The organism is Rossellomorea sp. LjRoot5 (genome assembly GCF_964253455.1).
In the GTDB taxonomy this organism is placed as follows: domain Bacteria; phylum Bacillota; class Bacilli; order Bacillales; family Bacillaceae_B; genus Rossellomorea.
Map to the genome: position 1 here is coordinate 2,553,626 of NZ_CAXUQN020000001.1, position 26,000 is coordinate 2,579,625.

Consider the following 26,000-nt stretch of genomic DNA (forward strand, 5'->3'; position numbering starts at 1 on the left):
CCTGTCAATCGTAAGAAAAAACTAGGAAGAGGCCGTCTTCCTAGTAAATATTATTCTTCGTCGCCTTCTAAGAAGTCTGGATCTAACTCTTCAAATTCTTCATCATCCAAGTCGCAATCCCAGTCCTCATCGTCACAACCTTCAGGATTCACTAGGACACATACTTTCGTTTCTCCGATAACTTCCACCAGGAATTCACGTTCGACGTGAACGATGATCTTGTTACCGTTCGGTGAAATGACCGCTTCGCAGCAATTTGGCTGTTGCAGTACTCTGGCACATACTTCAATGTCATCTAAGCAGTCGGGATCACGGTATTTTAATTTAATGCAATCTGTATATTCTACTCTCTCGGTTACAACGGATGTCTTCGTGTTGTCACTGTGGGAGTACCATACGTTGATTTCGTAAAAACCGTGAACTTCGACCTTCTTGCCGACTTTGTGTGCTTCATACTGATGGTTAATGATCCAGCAGCCTAAAATGCTCGATGGATTATGCGGTGGGCAAATCGTATGATGAGACTGTGTGAATTTACGTCCCTTCGCTACGACCGCTTTAGTGATAATCTCTCTATATTCTGCCATTCGAGCGAACCTCCTCATTCATTTTCAATTCATCTTATGCGACTATCTAGGTGTTTGTGCGAGTAAATTTTTATTACATAATGGGATTGTTGCTTAGATAATGTATTGTATGCGAATCCCAATTGAATGTTCCGGAATGCATTGCATGGTAACGGTGAAAAAACAAACAAAAAAACGATCTATACAGGAAAGGGATATCCCTTTCTGTATAGATCGTTATGAACTGAATTATTCGTGAAGCCTATGACATATTCCCAGCCTCAGGAACAGCTGCCTGGCGCTGAGTTTTTCACGTGTGACCCTGTTTCCCCGCGGAGTAAGTCTCCCCCGGTCGTCTCGATGATATGATCTGTCACATTATTTGAAATTACCGAAGCAACGATTTGCAATAAATCATTCACATCCGTTTGAGATTCCTTAAATTGTTGAACAACCGGAATCTCATCGATTTCCTTTTCAAGGTTTTCAATTTTCGCCTCTACCATTTTCAGGGCTTCAATCTTCCCATAGTGTTGGAAGTTAACGGCTTGTTTTTGTAAACTCTTGATACTTGCGATCATTTCACGGACTTTTTGATTTTCGTGGATCTGTGCTTCCGCCCGCTTAAAGAAATCCACTTCTTCCGTTTCAGCAATCATTGTTGCAAGTTCCTCTGCACGCTTCATAATATCGTCTTTTGTATACTTTGCCATATTATTTCACCTCTACCGCTTCCTGGAATTCTGTTCCGATTTGGCCTTCTCCTACCATTTCCCCATCCAATGACCAGGACTTGGCATCTGTGATCTTTACTTTCACTATTTTCCCAATGGCTGTTTTAGGAGCCTTGAAGTTTACGAGCTTACTGCGTCTTGTGTAACCTGCCAGAATGTCCGGATTCTTCTTACTCTCCCCATCCACAAGCACCTCAACGATTTGACCCGTATATTTCTTCATCGCTTCTGCAGAATTTTCTTTCACAACTGCATTCAACCGTTGAAGACGTTCTTTCTTCACTTCCATCGGCACGTTGTCATTCATCTTCGCTGCAGGCGTACCTTCCCGTGGAGAGTAGATGTAAGTGTATGCCGATTCAAAGCCAACTTCCTTATATAAAGAAAGGGTTTCTTCAAATTGTTCATTGGTTTCATTTGGGTAACCAACGATAATATCTGTCGTAAGCGCCACGTCCGGCATGGCTTTTTTAATTTTACCCACTAATTCCAGGAATTGTTCCCTGGTATACTTACGTGCCATGATTTTCAGAACATCTGTCGAACCTGATTGAACAGGTAAATGAATGTGCTCGACCAGATTTCCTTTCTTGGCAAGCACTTCTATTAAATGATCATCAAAATCCCTTGGATGACTGGTTGTGAACCGGATACGTGGAATATCCACCTTACGAAGATCATCCATTAAGTCTCCCAACCCATACTGAAGGTCTTCAATATCCTTACCGTATGCGTTGACGTTTTGACCAAGGAGAGTGATTTCCTGATATCCCTGTGCGGCCAGATGGCGGACTTCCTGAATGATTTCTTCAGGACGGCGGCTTCTTTCTTTCCCCCGCGTATACGGCACGATACAGTATGTACAGAACTTGTCACATCCGTACATGATATTGACCCATGCCTTGATATTGCCACGGCGGACCTTCGGAAGGTTCTCAATGACGTCCCCTTCTTTCGACCACACCTCAACGACCATCGCCTTGGACATATAAGCATCAGATAATATTTGAGGAAGACGATGAATATTATGCGTACCAAAGATCATGTCCACCTGTTGATAGGTTTTCAGGATTTTGTTGACAACCGATTCTTCCTGGGACATACATCCGCATACTCCAATTAATAGATCAGGCTTTTCCCTTTTTAAATGTTTTAGATGCCCTAATTCGCCGAACACCTTATTCTCAGCATTTTCACGAATGGCACATGTATTCAATAGGATGACATCTGCATCATCTGTCGAATTCGTCGCTTCATAGCCTAGTGCCATGAAGATCCCTGCCATCACTTCTGTATCATGCTCATTCATTTGACAACCATAGGTACGGATATAGAATTTCTTTCCTTCCCCGAGTCCTCTAAATTGATCATCGATTGTAAAGTCATTATGGTATTGAATTTCTTCTTTCCCACGCTTCTTGGCATCTTTTAACGACGGCGGGATATAGACACTTTCAAAGTACTTGCTGAAATCCTTTTCGGATTTTTGGTCCGCTGGAGATCCAGACTTCGATTGTTGTCCATGTTTTCGCTGTTCTTCGTTCATGAATAATCCCCTTTCTACCTCTATAACCAAACCGTTTTCTTCTATATATATAGCCGGTCTTAATTAACAGGATATACATTGTTGCACATTACTATAGTATAAAGGTTTTCAACCCTACATACAATAGAGTCGCTTAAGTGTTGAAAAATGTTTCCTTTCTATTTTAGCTAGTGATTCTGCTGTACTAAGATAGCTTCATTACAAATCCATTCACCTTTTTATCACTCAGGTAACCCCCTTCATCTTTCGACACCTTCAGTGCAGGCTTAGCATCTACCAATTATGTACCCGAAATCTATTTTTTATCATTTTAGGCTAGAAGCTCAATCGAATATTACCTTATGAACGTATGATAATTAGTAGTAAATTGTAAAGGAGTGTTAAATAATGAGTTATAGTCAAAAATCAAATTCTCAGGACACCTATTTCCATGAAGATTATCAAAAGCAGAAATGCCACGACTCTCGTTCCAGGCATTATGATCATTGTGTGGAAGACGTTTTAGAAGCAATCCTTGAAGCTCAGAAAAAAGCAAAAAAAGACCATGGCTGTGATACTTCGTGTAAAAAGTCCATAGAGGATTTACTTTGTGAAAAAAAGAAACACAAAAAGAATACCATCCCTTTTATTTTATATTGTGGCTGCGAGCCATTTAAGGGCACTGGTGTCACTACCTATCATTGTCACTCAAAAAAGAAAAAAACCTTCAAGTGCATAGAGACCTACGTCTTTAAGTTAATTGATCTTGATCATAGATGTGCGACCCTTGAATTATTAACCTTTAAATCCGAGCACCATAAGGGCGATTCCCATCATCATGAAAGTAAATGCGCGCTCTCTTCACCTTGTAAACAGATCGATCACAAAAGTGTGGAAGAATTGATGGGAACCGGAATTTGTATAACTGTTGACTTGTCTTGTTTCTGTGCTATTACCTGCCTGCCTGCCGTTCATTTATAAATACATCCCGAATGAAAAAAGGTGAACGAGAATCGTTCACCTTTTTCATCCTCCAAAAGCTTCAAGTAAATCGTCAATTTCTTTCATTCCAACAGAAGCTTGATTTTGCTCTCGTGGACTCTTGATGGTGTATTCGTTCAAGCTCTTGGAGGAATCATTTCCATGTTGAAGCAGCAATCTCTTTAATTCCACTAGTTCTTCTAAAATGACATGTTCGGATTGTCTATTCACTTGAACAGGTTTAGGGTGATGCAGGTAATCATGCAGTGCTGAAAAAACAAGATGATTCAATGTATTATTTTTCGCATGATAGGCGACTTGCTCTACAATCTTAGAAGTGATGGCTTTCGTTTCCCCGGTTTTAACATTCACGAAGCTATCGGGGATCGTTAGAATCGTATCCTGAAAGTAATCTGCATATTTTTTAGGCATACTCATCACCCTTTAGCTTTTTGTATATTCCATATGCACAGGATTTTTTTTTAATTGATTCAATCTTGCAAGGATCATTAATCCTGATACATTTAATTTTTCCATATTTTGCGGAAAAAATAATTCAATGGGGCGTCCTCTTTCTGCCCATTTCACGGCCGCTTCCCTGATATGGGATTCGGCTATTTTTGCGGCACCGCCAACTGCAATGTATTTGACCGCACCCTTAATTTCATTTGAGCTGTTCCTTACCCGGTCGAAATGTTCCAGGTATTTAATGGCCAATGATTTCAACTGCGGAATGATATATTTACTTATATCCTTTTTCACCCCGGCGAATGGTTCTACATACCACTCGGATTGACCTGCCACCAGCTTCTCCTCTAGTTCAGATCTTGAATCGAACTTGTATAGCTCATACTTACTGACTTTCTGAATGATATGATCTAAAAACTGATTGATCCCGAAAGGCTCGCCCTCGATGGAAGCCACTGGCTTATTGTTTTTGATTCCTACAAAATCCACTGAATCTCCACCCAGGTCACCGATTAGGATCCCTTTGGCAGAGTCCTGTAAAAGAGCTTCATCTTTGACTCCCAATGTCTCTTCATCCCGTGTCAATGACAGGTAGGCACAGGCTCCTTCAGCCCCAATAATGACATCTTTAATATGAAGTCTTACAATGATTTCTTTAGGGGAAGCCATTCCAGGAACCTTGTGCAGATAAACTATATGGGTCCCGATGAGACGGCTTTTCAACGTATCTTTCCGCTCTTTATACTGAGTGGTCGGCAGAGAGACCGCCAATTGATCGATCTCAAAAGATAAATCTGTCTCAGATCGGCTGTTCTTTACGGCATGATTGGCCAACATGCCAAATAAAAGGGTGTAAGTACGGTCTTCATCTACCTTCTGATTATTAAAGGACGTTAAACTCACATTTCGCTGTCTGGCTGCTGCTTTACCGATATAATATGGATCCCTTTTTTCATGAAGCGCTGAACTGTTCACTTCCACAATCAAATTGTCTTGTAGTAAAACATCCTCGTCGTCGTAAGGTTTCTCATAAAATTCTTCATCAAATAACGCAATTGCATTCGGCATGGAATACTCTCTCACTTCACCTTGAGTTGATACAATGGCTTTATAAAAGCTGTTTCCCAAGTCCACAGCTGCATAATTATGCCTATCCATTCCATCCTCCTCCTTCCCTAAAGCTTATGCCGGGAGAGAAAACATCTGTGCACGTACCCAGTCATAAATTTTTCAGGGCAGTAACGGAAAATGGAAAAGGGTTGTTTCTACTAAAATGATTTTCCCTAGTAAATTTCCACTCTTATACTGATTCATATATCCACTCTTAATAGATTCTATCCGCATATTATAAAGTGTAGTTTAAATATTGTTTATTAAATAGGAGGAAAAAATATGAGTGATTATAATAAGAGTAAAAATTGTGTGAACGTAGATAAGTCTGCTTCACTCGATCACTGCGACAACACAACAGTAGGTGCCATTCTAACCCCGGCAGGTGAAAGAATTGTCCATGTTCCAGTAGATTTAGGAGTATATCGTGTATCAAGTAACCTTGAAGCACACATTAAATTTCCAGAGCCTGTAATGGAAATCAAAGATGTAAAAAAGAAAGTCGAAATTGTACAATGCCGTTTAATGACGATTCCAACAAGCGATGGCGACTTCAGTGAAGATGGTGCACAATTTCCTCTACTATTATCAGGGTATGTGCGCAAAAACATTCAATATGCAACACCTAGTGGAGGATCTGGATTCGACGGATCCTGTATATCTTCTGACATTAAATCTTTAACGGTCCGTGTCCCTTTCAAATGCATGACTACGATTACCCTGGAATCTCCGGTCCAACTCCCAAGAACGAATAACCGTCAGGAATTTGACTTCTTTAGAGCTCAAGACTTAGGGACAGGCTATCCAGAGAAGGATCAATATTTATCAAATGATATTTCTCAATTCCATCAATACAGCAATCAATACTACAATCAACTTCCTTATTGTGAATTGCTTTCAAGCAGCATTATAGAGTGGGATGAATCAACAGATCGTGTATCCGAAGGTCCTGTAGGTGAAGGATATTTCTACAATATGCTAGAAAAAATGTCCCTCAACTTTACTATTAAAGTATTACAAAAACAGCAAATCCGTCTTACTGCAGAATAAGCAGTAAACTAGTATCTTCAGCACTCCCCCTACTGTTATCTATAACAGTAGGGGGAGTGCATTTTCTTTCTGTACAACATTCTCATCAGTATTTGTGGCAGGCTTTCCATAATTAGGCTCTATACATATAGGCTAAAGGCCCAAACAACTATCAATCTTAATCATAAGATGGCATTATCTTGCTTTAGGAGGCCCCTTATGTTTGAAAATCATCATAAAATGTCCGAATGCCATGGAACGTCAAATATGCATGATTGTAAAAGCCATTGTCACCACCCAAAAGTCAGTATCGGAAAAATTGTGACCAAGGTACCTGTCGTATTGGCAGAACTGACACTACAGGTAAATGTAGATGCGACGATCACCTTTCCAGAAGCCGTTTTGGAAATTAAAGATATTAAAAAAACGATAAAATTAACACAGTGCAGACTTCTTCTTCCTTCTAATAAACTTTTTGTAAAAGGTTTTGTACGAAAAAACATCCAGTATGCAAGCCCTTGTAAAGAAATTGAAGAAACGTCCCTTTCTTCGATTGCGTCAGATCTTCACTCATACACAGTGGATATACCTTTTCAATGTGTGACAGACATTAAGCATTTCTTATCCATGCCGGTCATGCCGGAAGTGAATAACCGTCAGGAATTTGATTTCTTCATTTCAAAACCGCTGCCTTCCGGGTATCCGGAAAAAGATGAATTACAAACCCATGATTTATCTCAATTCCATCAGGAAAGCCACCAATTTTACAATGAAATCCCTTACTGTGAGTTAGTTTCAAGTAAAATCATCGAGTGGGATGAAGCCATCGACCGGTGTCCCCTCCCTCACTCCGGTCCCATTGGAGAAGGTTACTTCCGAACAATCGAAGAAAAAATGGTCATAGATATATGTGTAAAAGTCCTTCAGAACCAACAAATACGGGTTACCTCCACAACGAATGATGAGTGCGACTGATCATGACTATTCATTCATTTAGAGAGAGGAGGTAAATGATTCGGTGTGATGTTGAAGCGCACCGATCACCATGATTATGAGAGAAGAACAAAATAACGATTTAGAGAACCATTTTCTGGAGAAAATGAAAGAAAATGAAAAAAATAGCCGGAAATCGTCTTCATTTTCTCTGTTTAACCTTACTCAGAAGCAAGATCTTTCCTTACAAGGTCATGTGTTGAACATAAATAATCCCATACAAGATACAGTCCTGCCTAAAGAATCTCAGGAAAAAATCCATTCCCACCCGACGTTTTTCCCTCCACCTAAGGTGATGGATATGGCGGTAAACCAAGAAAATAAACTGAGCAAAACCGATGAGTCGCTAGATGGGGATGATGAACAGGAATACGGGGACTTGAAGTCCGATTACACTGAAGAGGATTTATCTGATACCCGGAACAACTCCGGCCATTCGACTTCAGATGAAGATAGAGAAATCGAGCCCTCCCTTGAAGAAGAAGTTCTTATAAAGGGTTCTGAAGAGGGAAATGATCCTGTGTCGATCCGGGAAGAGATATTTATGATGTTGGAGGAAGAGCTGGAGGAACAAAGAAATCTCCACCAAGGACCAGAAAACCATCACGACTCAAATGGCATTTCCGACGATATTTCCCCTATTGCACTTGAAGAAGAAATAAACTATTCGAACCATGAATTTGATCATAATGAAAATCATCTGCCTTCATTTAGTGATTACTTAGAAACAATATACTGTGAAAAAGAATCGAGTCCGATGAAAAGTAAACAGCCTGAGTTCGTTCATTGCATTGATGTCTTAACCTCAGTTCTCAAAAAGATTTCCACAGAGCGGGAAACCATCATTGAACATCAAGAGGATATTGGGAACGATAAATATGAACATCAAGAGGATATCGAGGAGATCGAACCCCAACACCCAAATCTGACCGCATTAAAAGAGCGTTTCGAAAATGAACTATTTTCGGAAGAACATCACCTGGAAAGTGGGACTGAAACCACTGTACCCGACTCTCGCTCTTTAACTGTAAAGATTCCCTTTGTACTGTCTACTTTGCAGGTTGAAGTCGATATCTTTGAAGACGTTGAATTACCGTTTCCAATTGAACATATACTTTCCATACACTGGTCCATCCAATCTCTTAAGACTAATATTCCTATTCCTGCTGCAGTTGTGTTTGTAAAAGGGACGCTTGTTGCTTCGATTCAATATGTAAATCCAGGGGAAACAGCTTCTATCCGTTCTATCAAAATCCCAATTCAATGGGATCGCATCATTCCCATTCGTTGGATACTTCCGCCTAATATCCCTGTGAGTGAGAAGAGAGAATACACATTCCTGGCAGAAAACACCCAAGAACCAAGCACTCATCATGAATGCCATTATTCCTTCTGTGATTCAATTGAACATTTTCTACAAGATTTCACGTTTATCAGTCAGCATGAATCCTTAAAGAAAAATGGCAAGACAACTTTACAAATTCAAGGTTGTTTACAGGTATGCCTTCATTTAACACAAGAACAATTTGTGCACATCCAATCGGATGATCTGATTCAATAATATGTATAAAGAGGAAGGGGTCCACCCTCAAGGTGAACCCCTTTTCAACTCGTCACTCTACCCTCTCACAGTTATCTTCGTAATCTCTTACAACGCCTTTCAAGAAAGCATGCTCCATCACTTGTAAAAAATTTGCATTTAGTCATTATTGTTGGATGATATTTCTGAAACGATTAAAGACTACTTCTGGACCTTGCTCTTCTCCTCCACCTGTATCCCCGTCTCCAGCCATTTGTTGTCTCTTCTGAGTTAATTTAATTAGAAGATTAATGTCCATTTTTTCTGTAATTTTATTAAATCGTCCCCAATTGTCAAAGTTTTCGGTAATATCCCACTGATTAACAGCAGAAGCCAGAAGTTTGCAATTGATCGGTTCATTATTGATTTCAAACGTCAATGATCCAAATTCGCAGCGGTTAGCTCCCATACCGTCCTTGGCAAGTTCTCTTCTTTGCAACACATTCTTCTTAATGCTGAAGTCTATTCCGAACGGATTGTTGACAGGGGTAGCAAGTCTCACTCGATCATACGCTTTAAAAGGAATGTCAACACTATAATCCTTTACTACTCCATAGGAACCTTCTACATATTGAATGTTCTTATGGACAATCCCTTCTACAAATAATTTCACGTAATCCGGAAACCCCGGTACAGGAATTGCTTTACATTGTGTAAGCGAGACGTTTTTCTCGATGTTTTTAATGGCACTAGCATAGGTTGGCAGATGAATTTCCGCTTCTGTTAAAGATTGAAGAAATACATCCCCAAGAACGACCGTTACTTCTTCCAAGTCAAGATCTGGTACGTATGTTTCTGTAAATAAGCTCCTTGATTTTGCTTTATCGCTTGATGGTTGTGGAGGGCATTCGTGATGACCAAATCCGCAGCCTGTATTCTTTTTCATATCCATTCACTCCTGATAGTCATAAATTAATCAATGGAAAAGGGCATAGTTGAAGCGAACAGTGAGGATTCCTTTTCTATTGACTTACTATAATCTATGAATTTTTTGAAGAAATGAGTGGACGACTGTCGTTAGGCTTCAACATATTTCTAGCACTACTTCTAGTAAACTATGAAACGTGATAAAAACTCATACACAATAAGCTTTATTGAATCTAAATAGCTTGGGTGTTTGTAACGTTTAGCCAATTGGATCCATACAATAGAGTAAAAGTCTTTAGGAGGAGATTATCATAAGGGAGGATGCGAAATTACCACCGATGTACACGATTTCCGATCAAGAGGTCCTTTATTTAAAATCTGAGATCGAGAACTTGAATAAAACGATTCGAACTTTGAAGAGCAGTTATTTGTATGCTGAAAACGAGTACCATAAAGAACAACTTCAGAAAGTGCAGGAGGAATTAACGCTTGCTTACCGCCGGATAGATGAGAACGAAACAGTAGAGAGGGAACTCATTAAAGACCGAAACCTGTTTAAAGAAGGCAAAGAGAAGCTTGAAAGTCAGGTAAGGGCACTTCATGACGCCTTACATGGCAAGGATGAGCTGTTGCAGCAGTCGCAAGTGATCAAAAATGACCTTCAACAGGAACTCCTTTCCATCAAGCTCGAAAAAAAACAATTATCTCAAAAAATAACGGAAATCGAGAAGGACCAGCAAGATCTTTTCAGTAAAAATCAATCCCTTTTAGAGGAAAACATCCTGCACCTAAGAAAAATAGACAGCTTAAACAGTGAACTGCAAGGAAAGAAACTTCATATTTCAGATTTAAACTCAGCTTTGACTCATTCAGAAGATACGAAGAAAGAAATATTCTTTAACCTGATAGCTAAAACCGAAGAGTTGGAAAAGGCCTTGTCAGAAAGGAAACATACCCTTGATTCAATGCAATTTGCAAAAGAGCAATTAATCCAAGCAGAAAAGCAAAAGATGGAGTATATTAAAACATTCATCAGTCAATATCAAAAACACTTTGAAGAAAATGAATGGTGGCTTTCCTCCCAATTTGCTGATATCGATCATCGTACCAAACTGCAGGATGAACGAATCGAAGCTGTTGAACAAGAGCAGGACATTCACTTTACTCTACAGAATGAGGTACTGGAGGGGAAATTTGAGCAAGTGGAACAAAAGTTTGTTGATTTTCTTGAAGAGGTCGACTCCATACGGGAATATAATGTCACCTTGACCCACAGTCTATTGGAGCTTAAAAGACTGGTAGAGAGCCAGAAACGCAGTCAGGCTCATATCATTACCGCACGTCAAAAACCTTCTGCAGAAAAGCTTCCTGCTCCGATGGATTATTATTTCATAGAGAATGAAAAGGAATGAAAAAACGATGCCACAGTAGATTCCGTGGCATCGTCTTTTTGTTTAAAATGTAATCTTTATCTTGTTATTTGAGCTTAGCTGAAGGTCTTGCTCTTCAAATAATACAAATCCCAAAATGGTTGAAACTTCCTGTTCTTCTAGAGGTTCAACCGTAAATTGCAGCCCCTCCACTGCTATCATTTCACCAGGGGGGATGAATGATTCCTGTATCGATTCTATCCAATACTCTCCTGTGGAATAGGCCGTTTCCAACCAATCCTTCCCCATATACTTCCATCCTTGTGCCCCGTTTTGACCTTGCAGGGAAAAGATTTCGCTCATTTCAGGTGGGAGAATCTGTCCTCCTATTTCAATCTTATCTGGCGGATCCATTCGAAAGCAGATTTTCGGATTCATCAGGTCTACATTTCCTGAGTTCTTTATGAAGAAATCGGCTTTAATGGAATAACGTTCTGATTTTCGATTGGGTATGACATTGTAATCAAAATATATTTCCGCATATGGCTTTTTTTCCTGAGCTTTTTGAACTTTACGATTTGCCTTTCGCATTTTGATTTCTTCGTACGTTTTATCATCCATTTGGATATCTTTGCTTGGCTTCTTCTGAACTGTATGACGGCTTGATTCCCCTGACTGGTTACTTATCGATTGGAATAAATGGAGAACATTCAGATCCAGTAAACTTGGCTTCTGATTTCCGAGTAATGTTTTAAACACACAATGCATTAGTAAGACAGGGGCTTCTTTTAGTAGGAACTCCTCATCTTTACACTTAATGGAGCATCTAAGATGGGGAATCGCGTGGTGTTCGGGTATTAAATAGTATCCCTTGAATGGCAGTTCTTGCTTATACATTGAGAGATTTTTCTTCACATTAATGGAATTCAGCCTTTCATTATAACCGACCGAAACAGACTTGCCCTCACCCTTTGAATGACTGGACACTAATTCAACAAACAAATCCCCTTCCCTAATCCTGCCTGTATCACGTTTTGAAGAAACGTCAATTCCATATTCGGTTAATACACCGGTTATTTTTTCATTTATTTCATTGTTTATATTTGCATTCTGTGTAGTCACTGATAGCCATACTTTCTTTCCATGAAGGGAACTTTTCACTTCCACCCTCTGTTCTTCTTCGTCCAGATGAAATTGATGATTATTCTCCGCACAATAAAATTGGATGGCAGCTATGGAATGTGATGGAATCGTTCCCCAATCATGGTTGTTGATTGATAATTTCATGTACAGGCTCACCACCCTTTTGTTGTAGTCTATGTATCTTATGAATACGGGGAAAAAAATATGAATTTCTTAAGCATCTTCCGTTTAAGTTTCTAGGCAGATGCTTGTTTTATTATACAGCCCTCTCCTACTGGTAGATCATTACATAAACTAGTAAAAGCAAGATTGTTACAGCAAAAAATGAAGCCGTAGATCAGATGGATTCTGGTCATAAACTGCTTTGTTACATTTATTCCAATCGAAAGGAGAAATCATTATGATATCCCCACACGGAGGTATGCTTGTTGATCAAGTTGTTATCGGGAATGAGCGCGATGAGTTACTAAAAAAGTCATCCACTCTCTCCTCAATTACGCTCGATTCCTGGGGGCTCTCCGACTTAGTGCTGCTCTCAACGGGAGCCTTCAGCCCCTTAACGGGATTCATGAATCAAAAAGACTATTTACACGTATTGAAAGACATGAGGTTATCGAATGGGATGGTTTGGAGTCTGCCCATTACTCTCCCAGTGTCCAAGAGATTGAGTAAGACATTATCCATCGGGGAAACCGTTTCACTCATAGGAGAAGATGGAGTGACCTACGGAACATTAGAAATTGAAGAAATTTATGAATATAGTAAAGAAGCGGAAGCCCTTTTTGTATTTAAGACATTGGACAACCTTCATCCGGGGGTTCAAAAAACGTATCAGAAAGATGACGTGTATGTCTCTGGTCCGATCAAACTTCTTCGATTCCCGGCCATTTTCAAGAAAGATTTCCAAACGCCGAAACAGCTTAGAGAGCGATTTAGTGAATTGGGATGGAACACAGTCGTTGCATTTCAAACGCGGAATCCCATTCACAGGGCTCATGAATATCTGCAAAAAACAGCACTTGAGCTTGTCGATGGTCTATTGATTCACCCTTTGGTAGGAGACACAAAGAAAGATGATATTCCCGCGGACATTCGCTTGAAAAGCTATAGGGCATTACTCGACGAATACTATCCCAGAGAGAGAGTCCTTTTATCCACATTCCCCGCAGCCATGAGGTATGCGGGACCCAGGGAAGCCTTATTCCATAGCATTGTAAGGAAAAACTTTGGATGCACACATTTTATTGTCGGCAGGGATCACGCAGGGGTCGGGAATTACTATGGCACATACGATGCCCAGAAAATCTTTAATCAATTTTCAAGAGATGAGATAGGGATCGAAATCTTGAAATTTGAACATGCCTTCCATTGTATTAAATGTGGAGCTATGGCTACTTCAAAAACGTGCCCTCATGATGAACAATTTCATATCCATCTTAGCGGTACAAAGGTACGAAAAATGTTAAAAGACGGAATGATGCCTCCTAAAGAATTTTCAAGGCCAGAAGTGATAGAGGTACTTCTTAATGAAATGGGGGAAGGTTCTCAAAGGGAGAGCTGAAGGAGATTACATCATGATTGAATTTTATATTGTCATAATCGGAATGATCGTTATGCTATCATTGCTGGTCCTTGAGGTGGAGCGACCTGAAATCATTCTTCCGTCCACTCTCCTCCTTTTTGTCATGACCGGTGTCATTACGCCACAGGAAGCCATAAGGGGGTTCTCAAATGAAGGGATGTTGACCATCGGTTTATTGTTCATCATTGCCGGAAGTATTCAAAACAGTGGAATTGTGGATCATGGCTTCAAGAAGTTATTAAACCGTTCAGGTTCAAGGAAACACATGCTTGCCAAGCTCCTCTTCCCCATCTCTTTTCTTTCTGCGTTCCTGAACAATACTCCCATCGTCATCGCTTTTACGCCACTTGTGAAGAAATGGTGTGAAGATCATCATCTACCCCCTTCAAAATTTTTGATCCCAATTTCATATGCTACGATCCTTGGTGGTACCATAACCATTATTGGTACTTCCACAAATCTCGTTGTCCATGGTTTGCTTCTTGACTCGAACCTGCCTGGATTCACCTTTTTCGAACTGGGTAAAATAGGGGTACCGATTACTCTCATTGGCCTATGCTATCTCATATTTTTCAGTTTTTCCTTACTACCTGATAGAGGAAGCAACCCTGTCAATATTGAATCCTTAAGAGAGTTCACTGGTGAAGTCTTAATACTCGATGACTTCCCTTACATTCAGAAAACGGTTGAACAAGCCAGGTTAAGAAGCTTAAAAGGACTATTTCTTGTTAGTATCATCAGGGAAGATGAGACCATTACTCCTGTTTCCAATACAACAATATTAAAGGCGCATGACCGCTTGATATTCACCGGGGATCTTACCACCATCACAGAACTTCAATCACATAAAGGCCTACTTTTACAAAGTAATAGCGGCTCTTCTTTTCCAAAACACCATCAGTTGACGGAGGCAGTGGTTTCCCATCATTCCTCCTTATTATATAAGAAGATTAAGGATACCAATTTCAGGAGCAGATTCAATGCAGCTGTAATAGCTGTTCATAGACAAAATCAACGGCTGAAATATAAAATTGGCGATATTATTTTAAAACCGGGAGATATCTTACTACTTGCCACGGGAACTGATTTTTACAAGAAAGCCAACACGAATGACTTCTATATTGCCGCTACACTGGACAAGACCATGATGACCCGTAAGCAGACATTGAATGGGTGGTTTTCCGTCGCACTACTGGGAACGATGATCCTTCTGGTGACATTAGGATATATTTCAATGCTAACAGGAATGGCGTTTGTAACAGTGTTATTACTTTCATTCAGAATTGTCAGTCCCCTGCAGGCAAAGAATGCCATTCAATGGAATGTACTGATGGTGGTTTCCTGCTCATTCGGTATCGGCTATGCGATGATCGAATCGGGTGTTGCCGCTTTTCTTGCTGATCTACTGATGCACGCTTCAAGGCCGTTTGGCTTTTTTGCCATAATTATAGCAATCTATCTCCTTACTAATGTATTTACCGAAATGATGACGAACAGTGCTGCTGCCGTCCTGATGTTCCCTATTATCCTGGAAGTTTCAAATACTCTGGATCTAAATCCAACAGCGTTGGCCGTAACGATCACCATTGCCGCTTCCGCAAGCTTTGCGACACCTATCGGATATCAGACCAACCTGATCGTATATAGACCGGGAGGCTATCGATTCAAAGACTTCTTGAAGGTGGGGATCCCCTTGAATATCCTAACAATGATCACCACAGTATTACTGGTCTATTACTTTTGGTTATAACTATCGAAAACATGGAGGTGATAAGATGAATCAGAAAAATATTACTTGGCATGAGGGCAAGGTCCAGAAAGCAGACCGGCAACATCTAAATGGACATAAAAGCGCATTGCTTTGGTTTACAGGGTTGTCCGGTTCTGGAAAGTCCACAATCTCAGTGGAAGTAGAAAAGAAATTACATGAGCTTGGACATCACACTTACCGTCTTGACGGGGATAATATTCGTCACGGTTTGAATTGTGATTTAGCATTCTCAGAAGAAGATCGTACGGAAAACATCCGAAGAATTGGTGAGGTATCGAAGCTTTTTGTCGATGCCGGCATCTTAACCTTGGCTGCCTTTATTTCTCCCTATAAAGAAGATCGGGCATTTGTCAGATCCCTATTCCCCGATGGGGAGTTCATAGAAATCTATGTACAGGCGAGCATTGAGACATGCGCCAGTCGAGATCCGAAAGGTCTTTACGAGAAAGTGAAAAAAGGAGAGTTAAAAAACTTTAGTGGCATCGATTCTCCTTATGAAATCCCTGAATCCCCTGAAATCGTAATTGATACAGAGAATCAACGAATAGATGAATCCGTCCTGCAAATTGTAAACTATTTAAGAAATAAGCGATTCATATAATTGTAATTAAAATTATTTCATACGAGGAGTTGATGAAACTTGCTGAATGACGTGATTGAAATTGCGATTGGGGCAGGAAAAAAAGTATTGGAAGTATACGACGATACCTATACGATCCATGCTAAAGCGGATCGATCCCCCCTCACCATTGCAGATCAGTTGTCACACTCATATATACAGGCCGAATTAAGCAATCTTTCACCCACCATTCCCATACTCAGTGAAGAAGGGGCCAGTATCCCTTTCATGGAAAGAAAGGACTGGTCATCTTTTTGGCTTGTGGACCCTCTGGACGGGACGAAAGAATTCATTAAGAAAAATGGCGAATTCACAGTCAACATTGCCCTTATCCAGGGAAACAGGCCAATACTCGGCATCGTTTATGCACCCGTACCTGATACACTTTATTATGCAGAAGAGAACCAAGGAGCCTATAAACTCATTTCTGCCAGTTCTTCAGAAAAGAGAAAACAGGTAAAGATCACTACTGTTTCATCAGGTGTAAAGAAAGTTGTCATTTCAAGATCCCATCTGTCGGAGGACACTCGGGAGTATATCGACGACCTTCAACGGCAAGAAGGACGATTTGAATTCACTTCGATTGGAAGCTCATTAAAGTTTTGTTTGATTGCAGAAGGAAGCGCACACTATTATCCCCGACTCGCCCCTACAATGGAATGGGATACAGCTGCGGGTCAGATGATTGTAGAGGAAGCATATGGACAGGTGATTGAATATGAGACCGGTAACCCCCTTATATATAACAAAAAAGTCCTAACGAACCCTTCTTTCATTTGTTCCATAAAAAAATAAGGCTCTTTTCGTATACGTTGTTGCTATGTAAGGTAGCGAGTAGTGGTTGATTTCCGCTTCAGGTGCTCGCTTTCCGCGGGGCTGGCGGTGAGCCTCCTCGGGCTTTTGCCCTGTGTGGTCTCACCTGTCCAGCTACGGCGGCAAGCCCCTCGAGGTCATAAGCTAAATGGTCCAAGAAGGCAAAAAACGCCTTCTCGGCCCATTCATCTTATGCTTGTCGGGGCTGGGCGAGCCGCCTCCGCTTTTCGTACTGTCCAGCGTTTCCCGCAGGAGTCGAGCACCTTCCGCTACAATCAACTTTATTGTTATGGAGGATTAATCTGCTTCTGTACACCTCTAGAAAACATTATTTACTATGTATGGAGTGGTCAATTTCAGCTTGAATAGTAAAATGCTGTTTCATTCGTTTTTTCACTGGCAAGCTCTGTCACTCCATCTATCCATACACACATAGACAGAGCTCAAAGTTCCTATGTTAGAAAACAACAATCTTTGCGAAAAGAGCTAAAAATAAAGAAGGCTGCTGCACTCGTCGCAGCCTTCTTCATTATTCACGGAAAATCCCCATATACATACACTAACGTAGAATATTTCAGTTTAAGGGAGCGAGATTATGGGAAACAAGCCTCCAAAGGTATCCATCATTTTCCCGGTGCGTAATGAAGGAAAGAATGTGAAAATGACTCTGGACTCTTTGTTCAAGGTGAACACAAATATCGAGATGGAAGCCGTTATCGTGGATGATGCTTCAACTGATCAATGCTGTAATTTTTTAACCCACTATCCATATCGGGACAAAGTAACGTATATTAGAACAAACGGGGTGGGACCGGCTAATGCCAGAAACATGGGAGCAGCAAGAGCCCGAAATCCATATTTAGCATTCTGTGATGCTCATATGACCTTTGAAAATTTCTGGATTGATCGTTTGGTCTTCCACATCGTCAAGGGGACAAGCGACGCCGTATGCCCTGCCATCGGATCTATCCAAGACCCCTCCGTAAAAGGATACGGCCAGTCCCTCACTCCCTCACTCAAGATCAAATGGCATCAGAAACGAAAATCTCTATTTGAAACGGCTGTACTGCCAGGTGCCTGCATTATTACCTCTAAACAAGTGTTTGACGATGTAGGTGGATTTGAAACTGGCTTTTCCACATGGGGCCATGAAGATGTTGAATTATCCCTCAAGCTTTGGCTGTTTGGGTATCGGTGTCATTGTGATCCGAACATTACCGTGCTCCACTTGTTTAGAACAACTCATCCGTATACTGTAAACTATGAGGGAATATATTATAATTTACTCAGGATGGCCTATCTTCATTTTGATGATAAAAGAATCAAGAAAGCAAAATCGCTGGTTGTCCATGGATCGGCAGCGACCATAGAGAAAAAAGTAATCAAAGATGGTGTATTACAAAAAAGGGCTCACTATGTAAAAAGAAGAAAAATGGATGTTGATGACTTATTTAAGAAGTTCAACATCTACTTCTAGAAAAAACAATATATCCCATGAAAGCTGGTTCAGCTTTCATGGGCTGGCGGTTAACCTTGTTTAAAATACTCGATGATATCTTTCAAACTCTGTTCTAAGGGTATGGTCTGATACCAATCGAGATTTTCAAGTTTGCCTATTACATAATGAACAGGTGGCTTGTGTTTGAACTGCTGCGTTGTTAATGGAAGATCACTTTGAGATAGCCTCTTCAATTCTTTCGCCACTTCTAATAATGTATGCGTCTCCCCTGATGCCACGACATAGGTTTCATTCTTTCTTCCTTTTTGGAGGATGCAATCATAGGCCCTTACCGCATCCCTTACGTCCAGGAAATCCCGACGATCCAGTACATTGTGAAAGTGAAATCCTTCTCTGTCCCCTTTCCGATACTGTAAGCATTTCTGTGCAACTAGGGAGCAGATCCCATTGGAATGGCCGGGACCGATTAAATTGGACGTTTTGGCGATCCGTATATCCAGGTCATAAAACGAGGACCAACTTCTTGATAAGAGAGTCTGAATGTACTTTGATAGTCCATATGGGTGATTCGGCTCTGTTGAGTGGCAGGGATTGAATTCTATTACAGAGCCTGTAATGAGGATCCGTGCGTGGGGAACGACATTTTTTGCTGCTTCCAGGAGGTTCATCGTCCCGATTACATTTGTATTAATGGTCGTAACGGGATCCTTCCAGGATTGACCGCTATGATTCTGTGCGGCTAGGTGAAGAATCAGATCTGGCCGGATTTTTTCAAGTAACACCATCAAAGCTTCTGCATCCATCAGATCACAAAGCACATTCCGAACATCTTTAGGTGAAGGAGAATGATTGCGTACAGCCGCGTAAACCTCATTACCCAACCCATTATAATACCCGCATGCATGGTGACCAGTGAACCCGGTAGCCCCAGTGATGAATATTTTATTCATCTCCCCTTCATCCAATCACGAAGTTCAACCAGCATTTCCCTATAACTTGGAACAGGGTACTTATAATCATTTCTTGTGTGTAGGAGGGTTTTATCATGTACCGGATCCGCGACTGGTGTAATATCTACCACATCGTGCCTGAAGATCTCCTTAAAGAGGGTCAGCAGGTCATATTTAGAGATCCTTTGATCCACACTTAAATGATATAGTCCTGAAATATCATCTTTAATAAATGCTTGAATGGCTTTAGCCAGCTCCAATGTGGTCACCCCATTCCAGAAGACATTCTGATAGCCATAGATCGTCCCTTTCTGTTGCAAGAACCAATGAAGAAGACCGATTCCCTCCTTTTTCAATTCAGGCCCTATGATGGAAGTGCGTACTGTCAAGTGAGGGGGTGCTTCAATTTCTCCCAGGGACTTTGACTTAGAATAGATGTTGGTACCATCTTTCGTGTCGTTTTCTGAATATCGCCCTTTTTCCCCTGAAAACACGCAATCTGTGCTAATATGGATCAATTTTCCTCCGAATTCATTTACCATCTCCTTCAGTGCGTGGGGTAATAAACTATTTACCTGAACCGCTTCCATCACATGGGTTTCAGCATACTCATTCAAGAGACCCGTCGCATTAATGACAATGTCTGCCTTATGCCCTTTCAAGACCTTCCTCACACTTTCAAGATTTCTGACATCCAATCGTATACCCAGAGAATCTTCTTTTCTTACTGTATAAAAGACCTGATGGCCACATCGTTTCAAATGATCCACGATGACATGACCAGCCATTCCGTGTCCTCCCAGAACGAGGATCTTCATTCTAGAAACCCTCCATCCTTCAGCATCTTCTTGATCTGATCATAAGAAATGATGTTATCACTGGAAGAATACGTATCCAGATCCACTTGGGGGAAATCTTCGTAATTCTCCATGAGCCCTTTGATTGGAATGGTCGGCAGGATGACAAAATATTCATTGTCATAAACGATTGTGTTATGACTTTCGAATTCAGTTAAAAGGAGTTCATGTAATTTCTCACCGGGACGGATCCCCAGTTCTTCAATGAGAACTTCATCGTTTGGTGAGTATTGATCGATCAATACCTGGGCAAGATCGATGATTTTGCACGTAGGCATCTTCATGACGAAGATTTCTCCTCCGTGGCTTTCATACGTAGCCTTGAAAAGCAGTTTGATCGCATCCTTTATCGTCAGGAAGAAACGGGTCATTTTTCTATCCGTAATACCGATTTTGGATTTTGTTTTGATTCCGTGTTTGAATACGTGAATGACGCTGCCATTCGTACCCAGTACGTTTCCTCCCCGTACACAGACAAACTTTGTTTTATCCGTTAACACGTTGGCGTTAATGATCAACTTCTCACCCATCGCTTTTGTAAATCCATAGAAGTTGGAGGGATTTGCCGCTTTATCCGTAGAAATATTGATGACTTTTTCTACATTGTTTTCGATTGCTGCGTCAATAATATTCTGTGTTCCCATTACATTCGTTTTAAGGGCTTCCAAAGGCTGGAATTCACACACAGGGACATGTTTAAGTGCAGCAAGGTGAAAGATATAATCGACTTTTTGCGAAGCTTCTCTCACAGCTTCCTTGTCCCTCACATCCCCAATGACGAACGTTAACTTGGGATGATTTTCAAACTTTTGCTTCATTAACACTTGACTCGTTTCATTTCGTGAGAATATGCGGATTTCTTTCGGATCTTTCTCAAGCAGTTGACTTACCAGTTCATTTCCCCATGAGCCGGTACCACCAGTCACTAGAATGGTCTTATTAGTAAACAATGTCGGAACCCCCTAATAGAATATTAATCACTTTATCTGAGACATTTGTATCCAGATACTCAGCCGGACATGTCCAGTTGGATAGTTTCGAAGTCATCACCTTGACCCCGGTTATGATGTTTTCTTCCTTTAAACCGGATATAAAATTGCTCCCGCAATCCACGGTTTCAGGTCTCTCCGTTGTCTTCCTGATGGTTACGGTCGGAATGTGAAAAATACAACATTCCTCTTGGACAGTACCGCTATCCGTTAAAGCGCAAAATGCATTTTTTTCAAGTTTTATGAAGTCAAAAAAGCCGAATGGTTCGTGAAGTTCGATAAGTGGATGTAACTGTAGATGAGGGGCTGCATGCAGTTTTGAACGGGTTCTTGGATGAGTACTTAGAATGATTCTCTTTGTGTGTGTGTCGGCAAGTTCATTCAGGGCGTTGACAATGGAACTGAGATGACCTGGGTTGTCGACGTTTTCTGCACGGTGAATGGTTGCAAGGAAGTAATCTTGTTTCTCTAGTGATAATTGTTGAAGAATGGAACTATCCTCTATCTGCCGATCATAGTGGGTAAGGACTTCAAAAATTGGATTACCCGTTATGATGATTTTGCTTGATGTCATTCCTTCCTTAAGAAGGTTGGTCTTGCTGTAAGGAGTGTATACAAGATTGTAAGAAGACACCGCATCAATGATTTTACGGTTTTTTTCTTCTGGTACATTCAAGTCAAAACAACGGTTACCGGCTTCCATATGGACAACCGGAATCATCATTCTTTCTGCAAGAATGGCACTCAGTCCACTGTTTGTATCTCCAAGTACCAATACTTTGTCGGGCCTTTCTTTCACCAGAATCTTTTCAAGTTCGGTAAATAAAGATGAAAGTTGTTCACCCAGGGATTGCTGCTTATCTGCTAATACATAATCAGGCTCCCTCAAACCCAGTTCCTTAAAGAACACACCATTTAAGGAATGTGTAAAATTTTGACCTGTATGGACAATGATATGTTCATCCGAAAGTAGATCCATTTTTTTCATAATCAAACTCAATCGGATAATCTCAGGTCGTGTTCCTAAAACAGTCACAATCTTCATGATCACCTCTCCTTTTTGTTTCTCTTATTATATTTATGTTCAAAAGATGGACATGTCCTGGACTCTTCTCTCTATTATGAAAAAAGGCGATTGACTCATATACTGGTCAATTCTTCTATCACCAAACAAATAAAAATAAGAATGATATAAAAAGCCCCCATAAAAGAGGACTTCTACTTTATTTTTTTTCATAGTTATAGACTTTAAAATCATCGTGAAATACATGATTACATAACTGAATCGTTTCATTATCATAGAGGGAATTATACTCCGGTAAAGGGCCGTGGATAAGTTGGGGTAAGGTTAAGATCGTGTCTGAGTTTAGCCCGGATTCGTTCATCTTCGGGGCAAATGAATTCGGAGAGGTTAATACATTTTCAGGAGATAAAAGAAGTTTGTACTTTTTTTCAACACCCTTAATTTCTTTTTTAAAGTTCTCCAATTTAATTAATTGGGGAGAAAAATATTCCTCTTCCTGACAATATTGTTTAGCGATATGACCATCCACGATCGTATAATCCGCTCCAACTTTTGATAAATAATATAAGAATTGTTTAAATGAAATTCCTTTATAAGATGAATTAGGGTAAAACATCGCGAGAATCCTTTCTTTGTCCTTATTCATCCCTATATTTGGAAGACCTCTATAACAGTAATAGGCAATGGTAAAATAACTGCTTACTGCCCGCTTATAAGGATCCCTCACTAATTTGCAGGGTGTTTTATTTCTTAATATATTCTCCCTTGCATTAAGATCTAGATAATTCTTCTGCTTGAAATACACCCCCCCTTTGTACACATGTATGGAAGGATTATAATCAAGAGCTTCTTCCAATAGACCAATCTGATAAAAAAACCAGCGGGCAAATGTCGTACAACCTGCTTTCGGAGCCCATAAAAGCATCAGAGGAAAATCCTGGTGGTATAACGGTGTTCTAAGATATTTTTTCATAGTTTCAATAGCTAATTTCCTATTCACTGTTTCACCTCCTTTCCATATTCATTTCTGTTTCAATTGAATACCTTTCTTATAAAGCTGAAGAATATTGCGGTTCAAGGTGTGGACATCCCACATAACCTGTCCCTTTTTGATTGCATATTGACTCATCTGATCCCGCCTTGACGGATTATTCAAAAGATATTCGATTGAGGACGATAACTGAATGCTATTTCCTTTTTCAACAATCATTCCATTTCTATTGTTCTCGATCATTTCCGGTAAACCACCTGCATTACTGACAATTGTCGGAAGACCTAAGAGTTGAGCCTCAATGACGGCAAATGGCTGATTTTCCTGTAAGCTCGGCATCACCATCATATCTGCTTGCCTCATCAGCTCCTTCACCCTGGAGGAGTGTCCCCAGAAAGTAACCCTATCTTCAACGTTGAATTTTTTACAGGCTGCTTTCAATTTTCGTTCTTCTTCTCCTTCTCCAAGGATCCAACACTCCCACTTTTCCTTTGATTCCACATACGATAAAGCTTCTATCAAATCATGCAAACCTTTTAAATACACTAATCGGCTGACAGCTAAAATAATTTTCTTTTTGTTTCCTTTTAACGGTAATGGTATCTGTCGATATTCAGACAATTCCACTCCATATCGAAAGGTCTCCAATTTAGACGTCGCTATCTTGAACTTATTCTCAATGATGCCTTTCATCCAGAGGCTGGCTGTGTGAATAACATCACTTGCTTCATACCCGATTTGTTCCAGCCTTGAGTAATATTGAAGAACGAAGGTTTTCCAAATATCATGATTGTCCATGGAGATATTCATGGATTTAAATTGATGAAAGATCGCTCCGGTCAAAAAGCCATGGACGCTTGTTATTAGAGGCACACTGTCCGGTTTAACACGGCTTAATGCTGTGGCTGAAATGACGTCCTGTGCATGAATGACGTCATATTGAGTTAAATCCAGTGAGGATATTCCCTGTTCAAATAAATATCTGTTCATTTCTGCATGAAACACCCATTGATTGTTGACAAGATGTGGGACGGAACTCAGCAGGTTTCTATTCACTGAAGAGCGGAAAGGTTCAAGATTTATGCAAGTATTACTATTTAAGATGACTACTTTTGAGTTTTGATTGGAGGTGCATAAAATGTCAACGCGATGACCATTCCGGACGAGGATATTTCTGAGATTGGAAACAAAAGACCATATCCCTCCACCAGGCAGAGGAAATACAGTGGCAAGTAAAATATTCATTCTCATCAACCTCCTGGAAACTGATTCAGGATCGATTGGATTCTTGGGTCTGGTATTGAAAGTGGTGTCTGATTAGTTCGATTGCTGTGTTTACTTTTGATTCTATTTTTATTCAGCTGATTTTGCTTTTGAACACGAAGAAAATAATTTTTTCTAGGTAGCATGTCATTTCTCACTCCGATATTGAACAATTTTGTAAGACCAATCAGCCTCTCCTACCGGCCCCCACCATCAGTGAATGGAATATATGACATTTAATCCACAATCCTCAAGATTCTTCTCCCATATCAATGTGTTGGTGTTGATATTAAAACAAGATAATCTGGTAGGCATGACCCCATAGTCACCTATATACCTGATAGTGCCATCCTCCATTTTTTTACTTTGTGGCCTAATCCTTGAGAATCCCACTAATACAATATCCTCAGATAGAGGTTTGATTCCCCTGCACCACCCGATTTTGCCATTGAGGCTTCCAATCGTCTCAAGGTCTACCACTCTTTCAACTTTCAAGTTCTTTGAATCAACTATGACAATCCTTCCATCCACCTGTGTAAAGTAAAGTTTTCTATGAAAAAGAACTCCATCATGAATCAATTGTCGTCCTATATTTATTCTTTTCGACCTATCAGTCAAACAAATGGCATCTTTTTGTAAACACCTGGTCACCCAAATTTCATCCTTCAATTCAAATACATAGTTAGGATGTGACTGGTGTGGCTTGGTTGTGGGAACTTTTCTATAATCGATTTTTGGATCAAATCGTTTCCACGGTCCTTCCCCCATGACGTTCCAAAGATTTATTACCTTCCCCTTTGGATCAAGTTCAACGACCATATCCAATCCGGTATTCGCAACAAGCAGGTTCCCATTCTTCCTCGCTTTGACATGATGAACATCATTGAATATCGGTAAGCTATAATAGTTCTCCATCTTATGAGTGGTTGTATTGTATACAAGGATTTCTGTTTGAGTCCCAACAAACAGCCTGTCTCCCATCATGGTTGCAGCCGTGAAAGAATAGGAAGGTTCGTAATCCGGAGACACTTCCTGTGGAGAAATGTATTCGATGACCTTTTTCGTCTGTTTGGTCGATCCATTCATTTTCAATACAACGGCTTTTTTAAACTGTTCCCAATCCTTCAGCACCTTGGACTTTTGTTCCGCCCCGACAAGATATAAATCTTTCAATTATTCTCACCCCTTTTTTCACATAAAGTAGTCTCTTTGCTTACGGAAACTGCAAAATCCCAACACTGCTATGGGAGATGGCCAGTATATCCGATCGACTTCTCTACTTATTCTATGTACTGCTTGTATCTTTTGACAGTCCCA

The 26,000-nt window shown here is 40.4% G+C and carries 24 protein-coding genes; 10 read left to right on the top strand and 14 right to left on the bottom strand.

The window, feature by feature from the left end:
- Window positions 1-50 precede the first annotated feature (50 nt).
- From ACSQ2E_RS13130 to miaB, 3 genes are all read right to left on the bottom strand, one after another.
- The gene (locus ACSQ2E_RS13130; RefSeq protein ID WP_034759992.1) at window positions 51-587 is read right to left on the bottom strand and encodes an outer spore coat protein CotE; all 537 of its coding nucleotides are present in this window, start codon (window positions 585-587) and stop codon (window positions 51-53) included.
- A gap of 260 nt (window positions 588-847) precedes the next feature.
- Window positions 848-1,279, bottom strand: a complete 432-nt coding sequence (locus ACSQ2E_RS13135; RefSeq protein ID WP_034759994.1) for a RicAFT regulatory complex protein RicA family protein — start codon at window positions 1,277-1,279, stop codon at window positions 848-850.
- Window position 1,280: 1 nt separating this feature from the next.
- Window positions 1,281-2,846: a tRNA (N6-isopentenyl adenosine(37)-C2)-methylthiotransferase MiaB gene (miaB, locus tag ACSQ2E_RS13140; RefSeq protein ID WP_435991161.1), complete on the bottom strand. Its 1,566-nt coding sequence runs from the start codon at window positions 2,844-2,846 to the stop codon at window positions 1,281-1,283.
- 387 nt (window positions 2,847-3,233) lie between these two features.
- On the opposite strand from miaB, the gene ACSQ2E_RS13145 reads away from it, so the two are divergent.
- A complete protein-coding gene (locus ACSQ2E_RS13145; RefSeq protein WP_435991163.1) occupies window positions 3,234-3,806 on the top strand; it encodes a CotY/CotZ family spore coat protein in 573 nt (190 codons plus the stop codon).
- A 45-nt stretch (window positions 3,807-3,851) separates the two neighbouring features.
- Here ACSQ2E_RS13145 and ACSQ2E_RS13150 read toward each other — a convergent pair whose 3' ends face one another.
- Both ACSQ2E_RS13150 and ACSQ2E_RS13155 read right to left on the bottom strand, forming a co-directional pair.
- Window positions 3,852-4,238: a hypothetical protein gene (locus ACSQ2E_RS13150; RefSeq protein WP_435991165.1), complete on the bottom strand. Its 387-nt coding sequence runs from the start codon at window positions 4,236-4,238 to the stop codon at window positions 3,852-3,854.
- 12 nt (window positions 4,239-4,250) lie between these two features.
- Window positions 4,251-5,432: an Alp7A family actin-like protein gene (locus ACSQ2E_RS13155; protein ID WP_435991167.1), complete on the bottom strand. Its 1,182-nt coding sequence runs from the start codon at window positions 5,430-5,432 to the stop codon at window positions 4,251-4,253.
- A 234-nt stretch (window positions 5,433-5,666) separates the two neighbouring features.
- Between ACSQ2E_RS13155 and ACSQ2E_RS13160 the strand changes: the two genes are divergently transcribed.
- The 3 genes from ACSQ2E_RS13160 (at window position 5,667) to ACSQ2E_RS13170 (ending at window position 8,967) form a co-directional block, all read left to right on the top strand.
- The gene (locus ACSQ2E_RS13160; protein ID WP_435991169.1) at window positions 5,667-6,434 is read left to right on the top strand and encodes a CsxC family protein; all 768 of its coding nucleotides are present in this window, start codon (window positions 5,667-5,669) and stop codon (window positions 6,432-6,434) included.
- A gap of 198 nt (window positions 6,435-6,632) precedes the next feature.
- Entirely contained in the window at window positions 6,633-7,388 is a 756-nt protein-coding gene (locus tag ACSQ2E_RS13165) for a CsxC family protein (RefSeq protein ID WP_435991171.1), read from the top strand.
- 124 nt (window positions 7,389-7,512) lie between these two features.
- Window positions 7,513-8,967, top strand: coding sequence for a hypothetical protein (locus ACSQ2E_RS13170; RefSeq protein ID WP_435991173.1), 1,455 nt, complete (start codon window positions 7,513-7,515; stop codon window positions 8,965-8,967).
- A gap of 145 nt (window positions 8,968-9,112) precedes the next feature.
- On the opposite strand, the gene ACSQ2E_RS13175 is transcribed toward ACSQ2E_RS13170, so the two are convergent.
- Window positions 9,113-9,871, bottom strand: coding sequence for a CsxC family protein (locus tag ACSQ2E_RS13175; RefSeq protein ID WP_435991175.1), 759 nt, complete (start codon window positions 9,869-9,871; stop codon window positions 9,113-9,115).
- A gap of 319 nt (window positions 9,872-10,190) precedes the next feature.
- On the opposite strand from ACSQ2E_RS13175, the gene ACSQ2E_RS13180 reads away from it, so the two are divergent.
- Window positions 10,191-11,264, top strand: a complete 1,074-nt coding sequence (locus tag ACSQ2E_RS13180) for a hypothetical protein (protein ID WP_435991177.1) — start codon at window positions 10,191-10,193, stop codon at window positions 11,262-11,264.
- 42 nt (window positions 11,265-11,306) lie between these two features.
- Here the strand turns inward: ACSQ2E_RS13180 and ACSQ2E_RS13185 are convergent, their stop codons facing one another.
- Window positions 11,307-12,509 (bottom strand): hypothetical protein, encoded by a 1,203-nt coding sequence (locus tag ACSQ2E_RS13185; RefSeq protein ID WP_435991179.1) that lies wholly within the window; start codon window positions 12,507-12,509, stop codon window positions 11,307-11,309.
- 256 nt (window positions 12,510-12,765) lie between these two features.
- Between ACSQ2E_RS13185 and sat the strand changes: the two genes are divergently transcribed.
- The 5 genes from sat to ACSQ2E_RS13210 all read left to right on the top strand — a co-directional run bounded on the left by sat (window position 12,766) and on the right by ACSQ2E_RS13210 (window position 18,627).
- Window positions 12,766-13,926 carry a sulfate adenylyltransferase gene (gene sat / locus ACSQ2E_RS13190; RefSeq protein ID WP_435991181.1) on the top strand — a complete coding sequence of 387 codons (1,161 nt, stop codon included), beginning with the start codon at window positions 12,766-12,768 and terminating at the stop codon, window positions 13,924-13,926.
- Window positions 13,927-13,939: 13 nt separating this feature from the next.
- Window positions 13,940-15,697, top strand: a complete 1,758-nt coding sequence (locus tag ACSQ2E_RS13195) for an SLC13 family permease (protein WP_435991183.1) — start codon at window positions 13,940-13,942, stop codon at window positions 15,695-15,697.
- 25 nt (window positions 15,698-15,722) lie between these two features.
- Window positions 15,723-16,319, top strand: a complete 597-nt coding sequence (cysC, locus tag ACSQ2E_RS13200; RefSeq protein WP_435991185.1) for an adenylyl-sulfate kinase — start codon at window positions 15,723-15,725, stop codon at window positions 16,317-16,319.
- A 39-nt stretch (window positions 16,320-16,358) separates the two neighbouring features.
- The gene (cysQ, locus tag ACSQ2E_RS13205) at window positions 16,359-17,132 is read left to right on the top strand and encodes a 3'(2'),5'-bisphosphate nucleotidase CysQ (RefSeq protein ID WP_435991187.1); all 774 of its coding nucleotides are present in this window, start codon (window positions 16,359-16,361) and stop codon (window positions 17,130-17,132) included.
- Window positions 17,133-17,745: 613 nt separating this feature from the next.
- Complete coding sequence (locus ACSQ2E_RS13210) at window positions 17,746-18,627, top strand: glycosyltransferase family 2 protein (protein ID WP_435991189.1); 882 nt, start codon at window positions 17,746-17,748, stop codon at window positions 18,625-18,627.
- A gap of 50 nt (window positions 18,628-18,677) precedes the next feature.
- On the opposite strand, the gene ACSQ2E_RS13215 is transcribed toward ACSQ2E_RS13210, so the two are convergent.
- The 7 genes from ACSQ2E_RS13215 to ACSQ2E_RS13245 all read right to left on the bottom strand — a co-directional run bounded on the left by ACSQ2E_RS13215 (window position 18,678) and on the right by ACSQ2E_RS13245 (window position 25,856).
- A complete protein-coding gene (locus ACSQ2E_RS13215; protein WP_435991191.1) occupies window positions 18,678-19,559 on the bottom strand; it encodes an NAD-dependent epimerase/dehydratase family protein in 882 nt (293 codons plus the stop codon).
- A complete protein-coding gene (locus ACSQ2E_RS13220; RefSeq protein WP_435991193.1) occupies window positions 19,556-20,377 on the bottom strand; it encodes a dTDP-4-dehydrorhamnose reductase family protein in 822 nt (273 codons plus the stop codon). Before ACSQ2E_RS13220 ends, ACSQ2E_RS13215 begins: the two co-directional genes overlap by 4 nt.
- Window positions 20,374-21,366, bottom strand: a complete 993-nt coding sequence (locus ACSQ2E_RS13225; protein WP_435991195.1) for an SDR family NAD(P)-dependent oxidoreductase — start codon at window positions 21,364-21,366, stop codon at window positions 20,374-20,376. The genes ACSQ2E_RS13220 and ACSQ2E_RS13225 overlap by 4 nt, the downstream gene beginning before the upstream one ends.
- Window positions 21,356-22,450, bottom strand: coding sequence for a non-hydrolyzing UDP-N-acetylglucosamine 2-epimerase (gene wecB, locus ACSQ2E_RS13230; protein WP_435991197.1), 1,095 nt, complete (start codon window positions 22,448-22,450; stop codon window positions 21,356-21,358). Before wecB ends, ACSQ2E_RS13225 begins: the two co-directional genes overlap by 11 nt.
- A 178-nt stretch (window positions 22,451-22,628) precedes the next feature.
- Entirely contained in the window at window positions 22,629-23,429 is an 801-nt protein-coding gene (locus tag ACSQ2E_RS13235; RefSeq protein ID WP_435991199.1) for a sulfotransferase family 2 domain-containing protein, read from the bottom strand.
- 21 nt (window positions 23,430-23,450) lie between these two features.
- Window positions 23,451-24,665, bottom strand: a complete 1,215-nt coding sequence (locus tag ACSQ2E_RS13240; RefSeq protein ID WP_435991201.1) for a glycosyltransferase family 4 protein — start codon at window positions 24,663-24,665, stop codon at window positions 23,451-23,453.
- Between the two features lie 231 nt (window positions 24,666-24,896).
- A complete protein-coding gene (locus ACSQ2E_RS13245; protein ID WP_435991203.1) occupies window positions 24,897-25,856 on the bottom strand; it encodes a hypothetical protein in 960 nt (319 codons plus the stop codon).
- Between the last annotated feature and the right edge of the window lie 144 nt (window positions 25,857-26,000).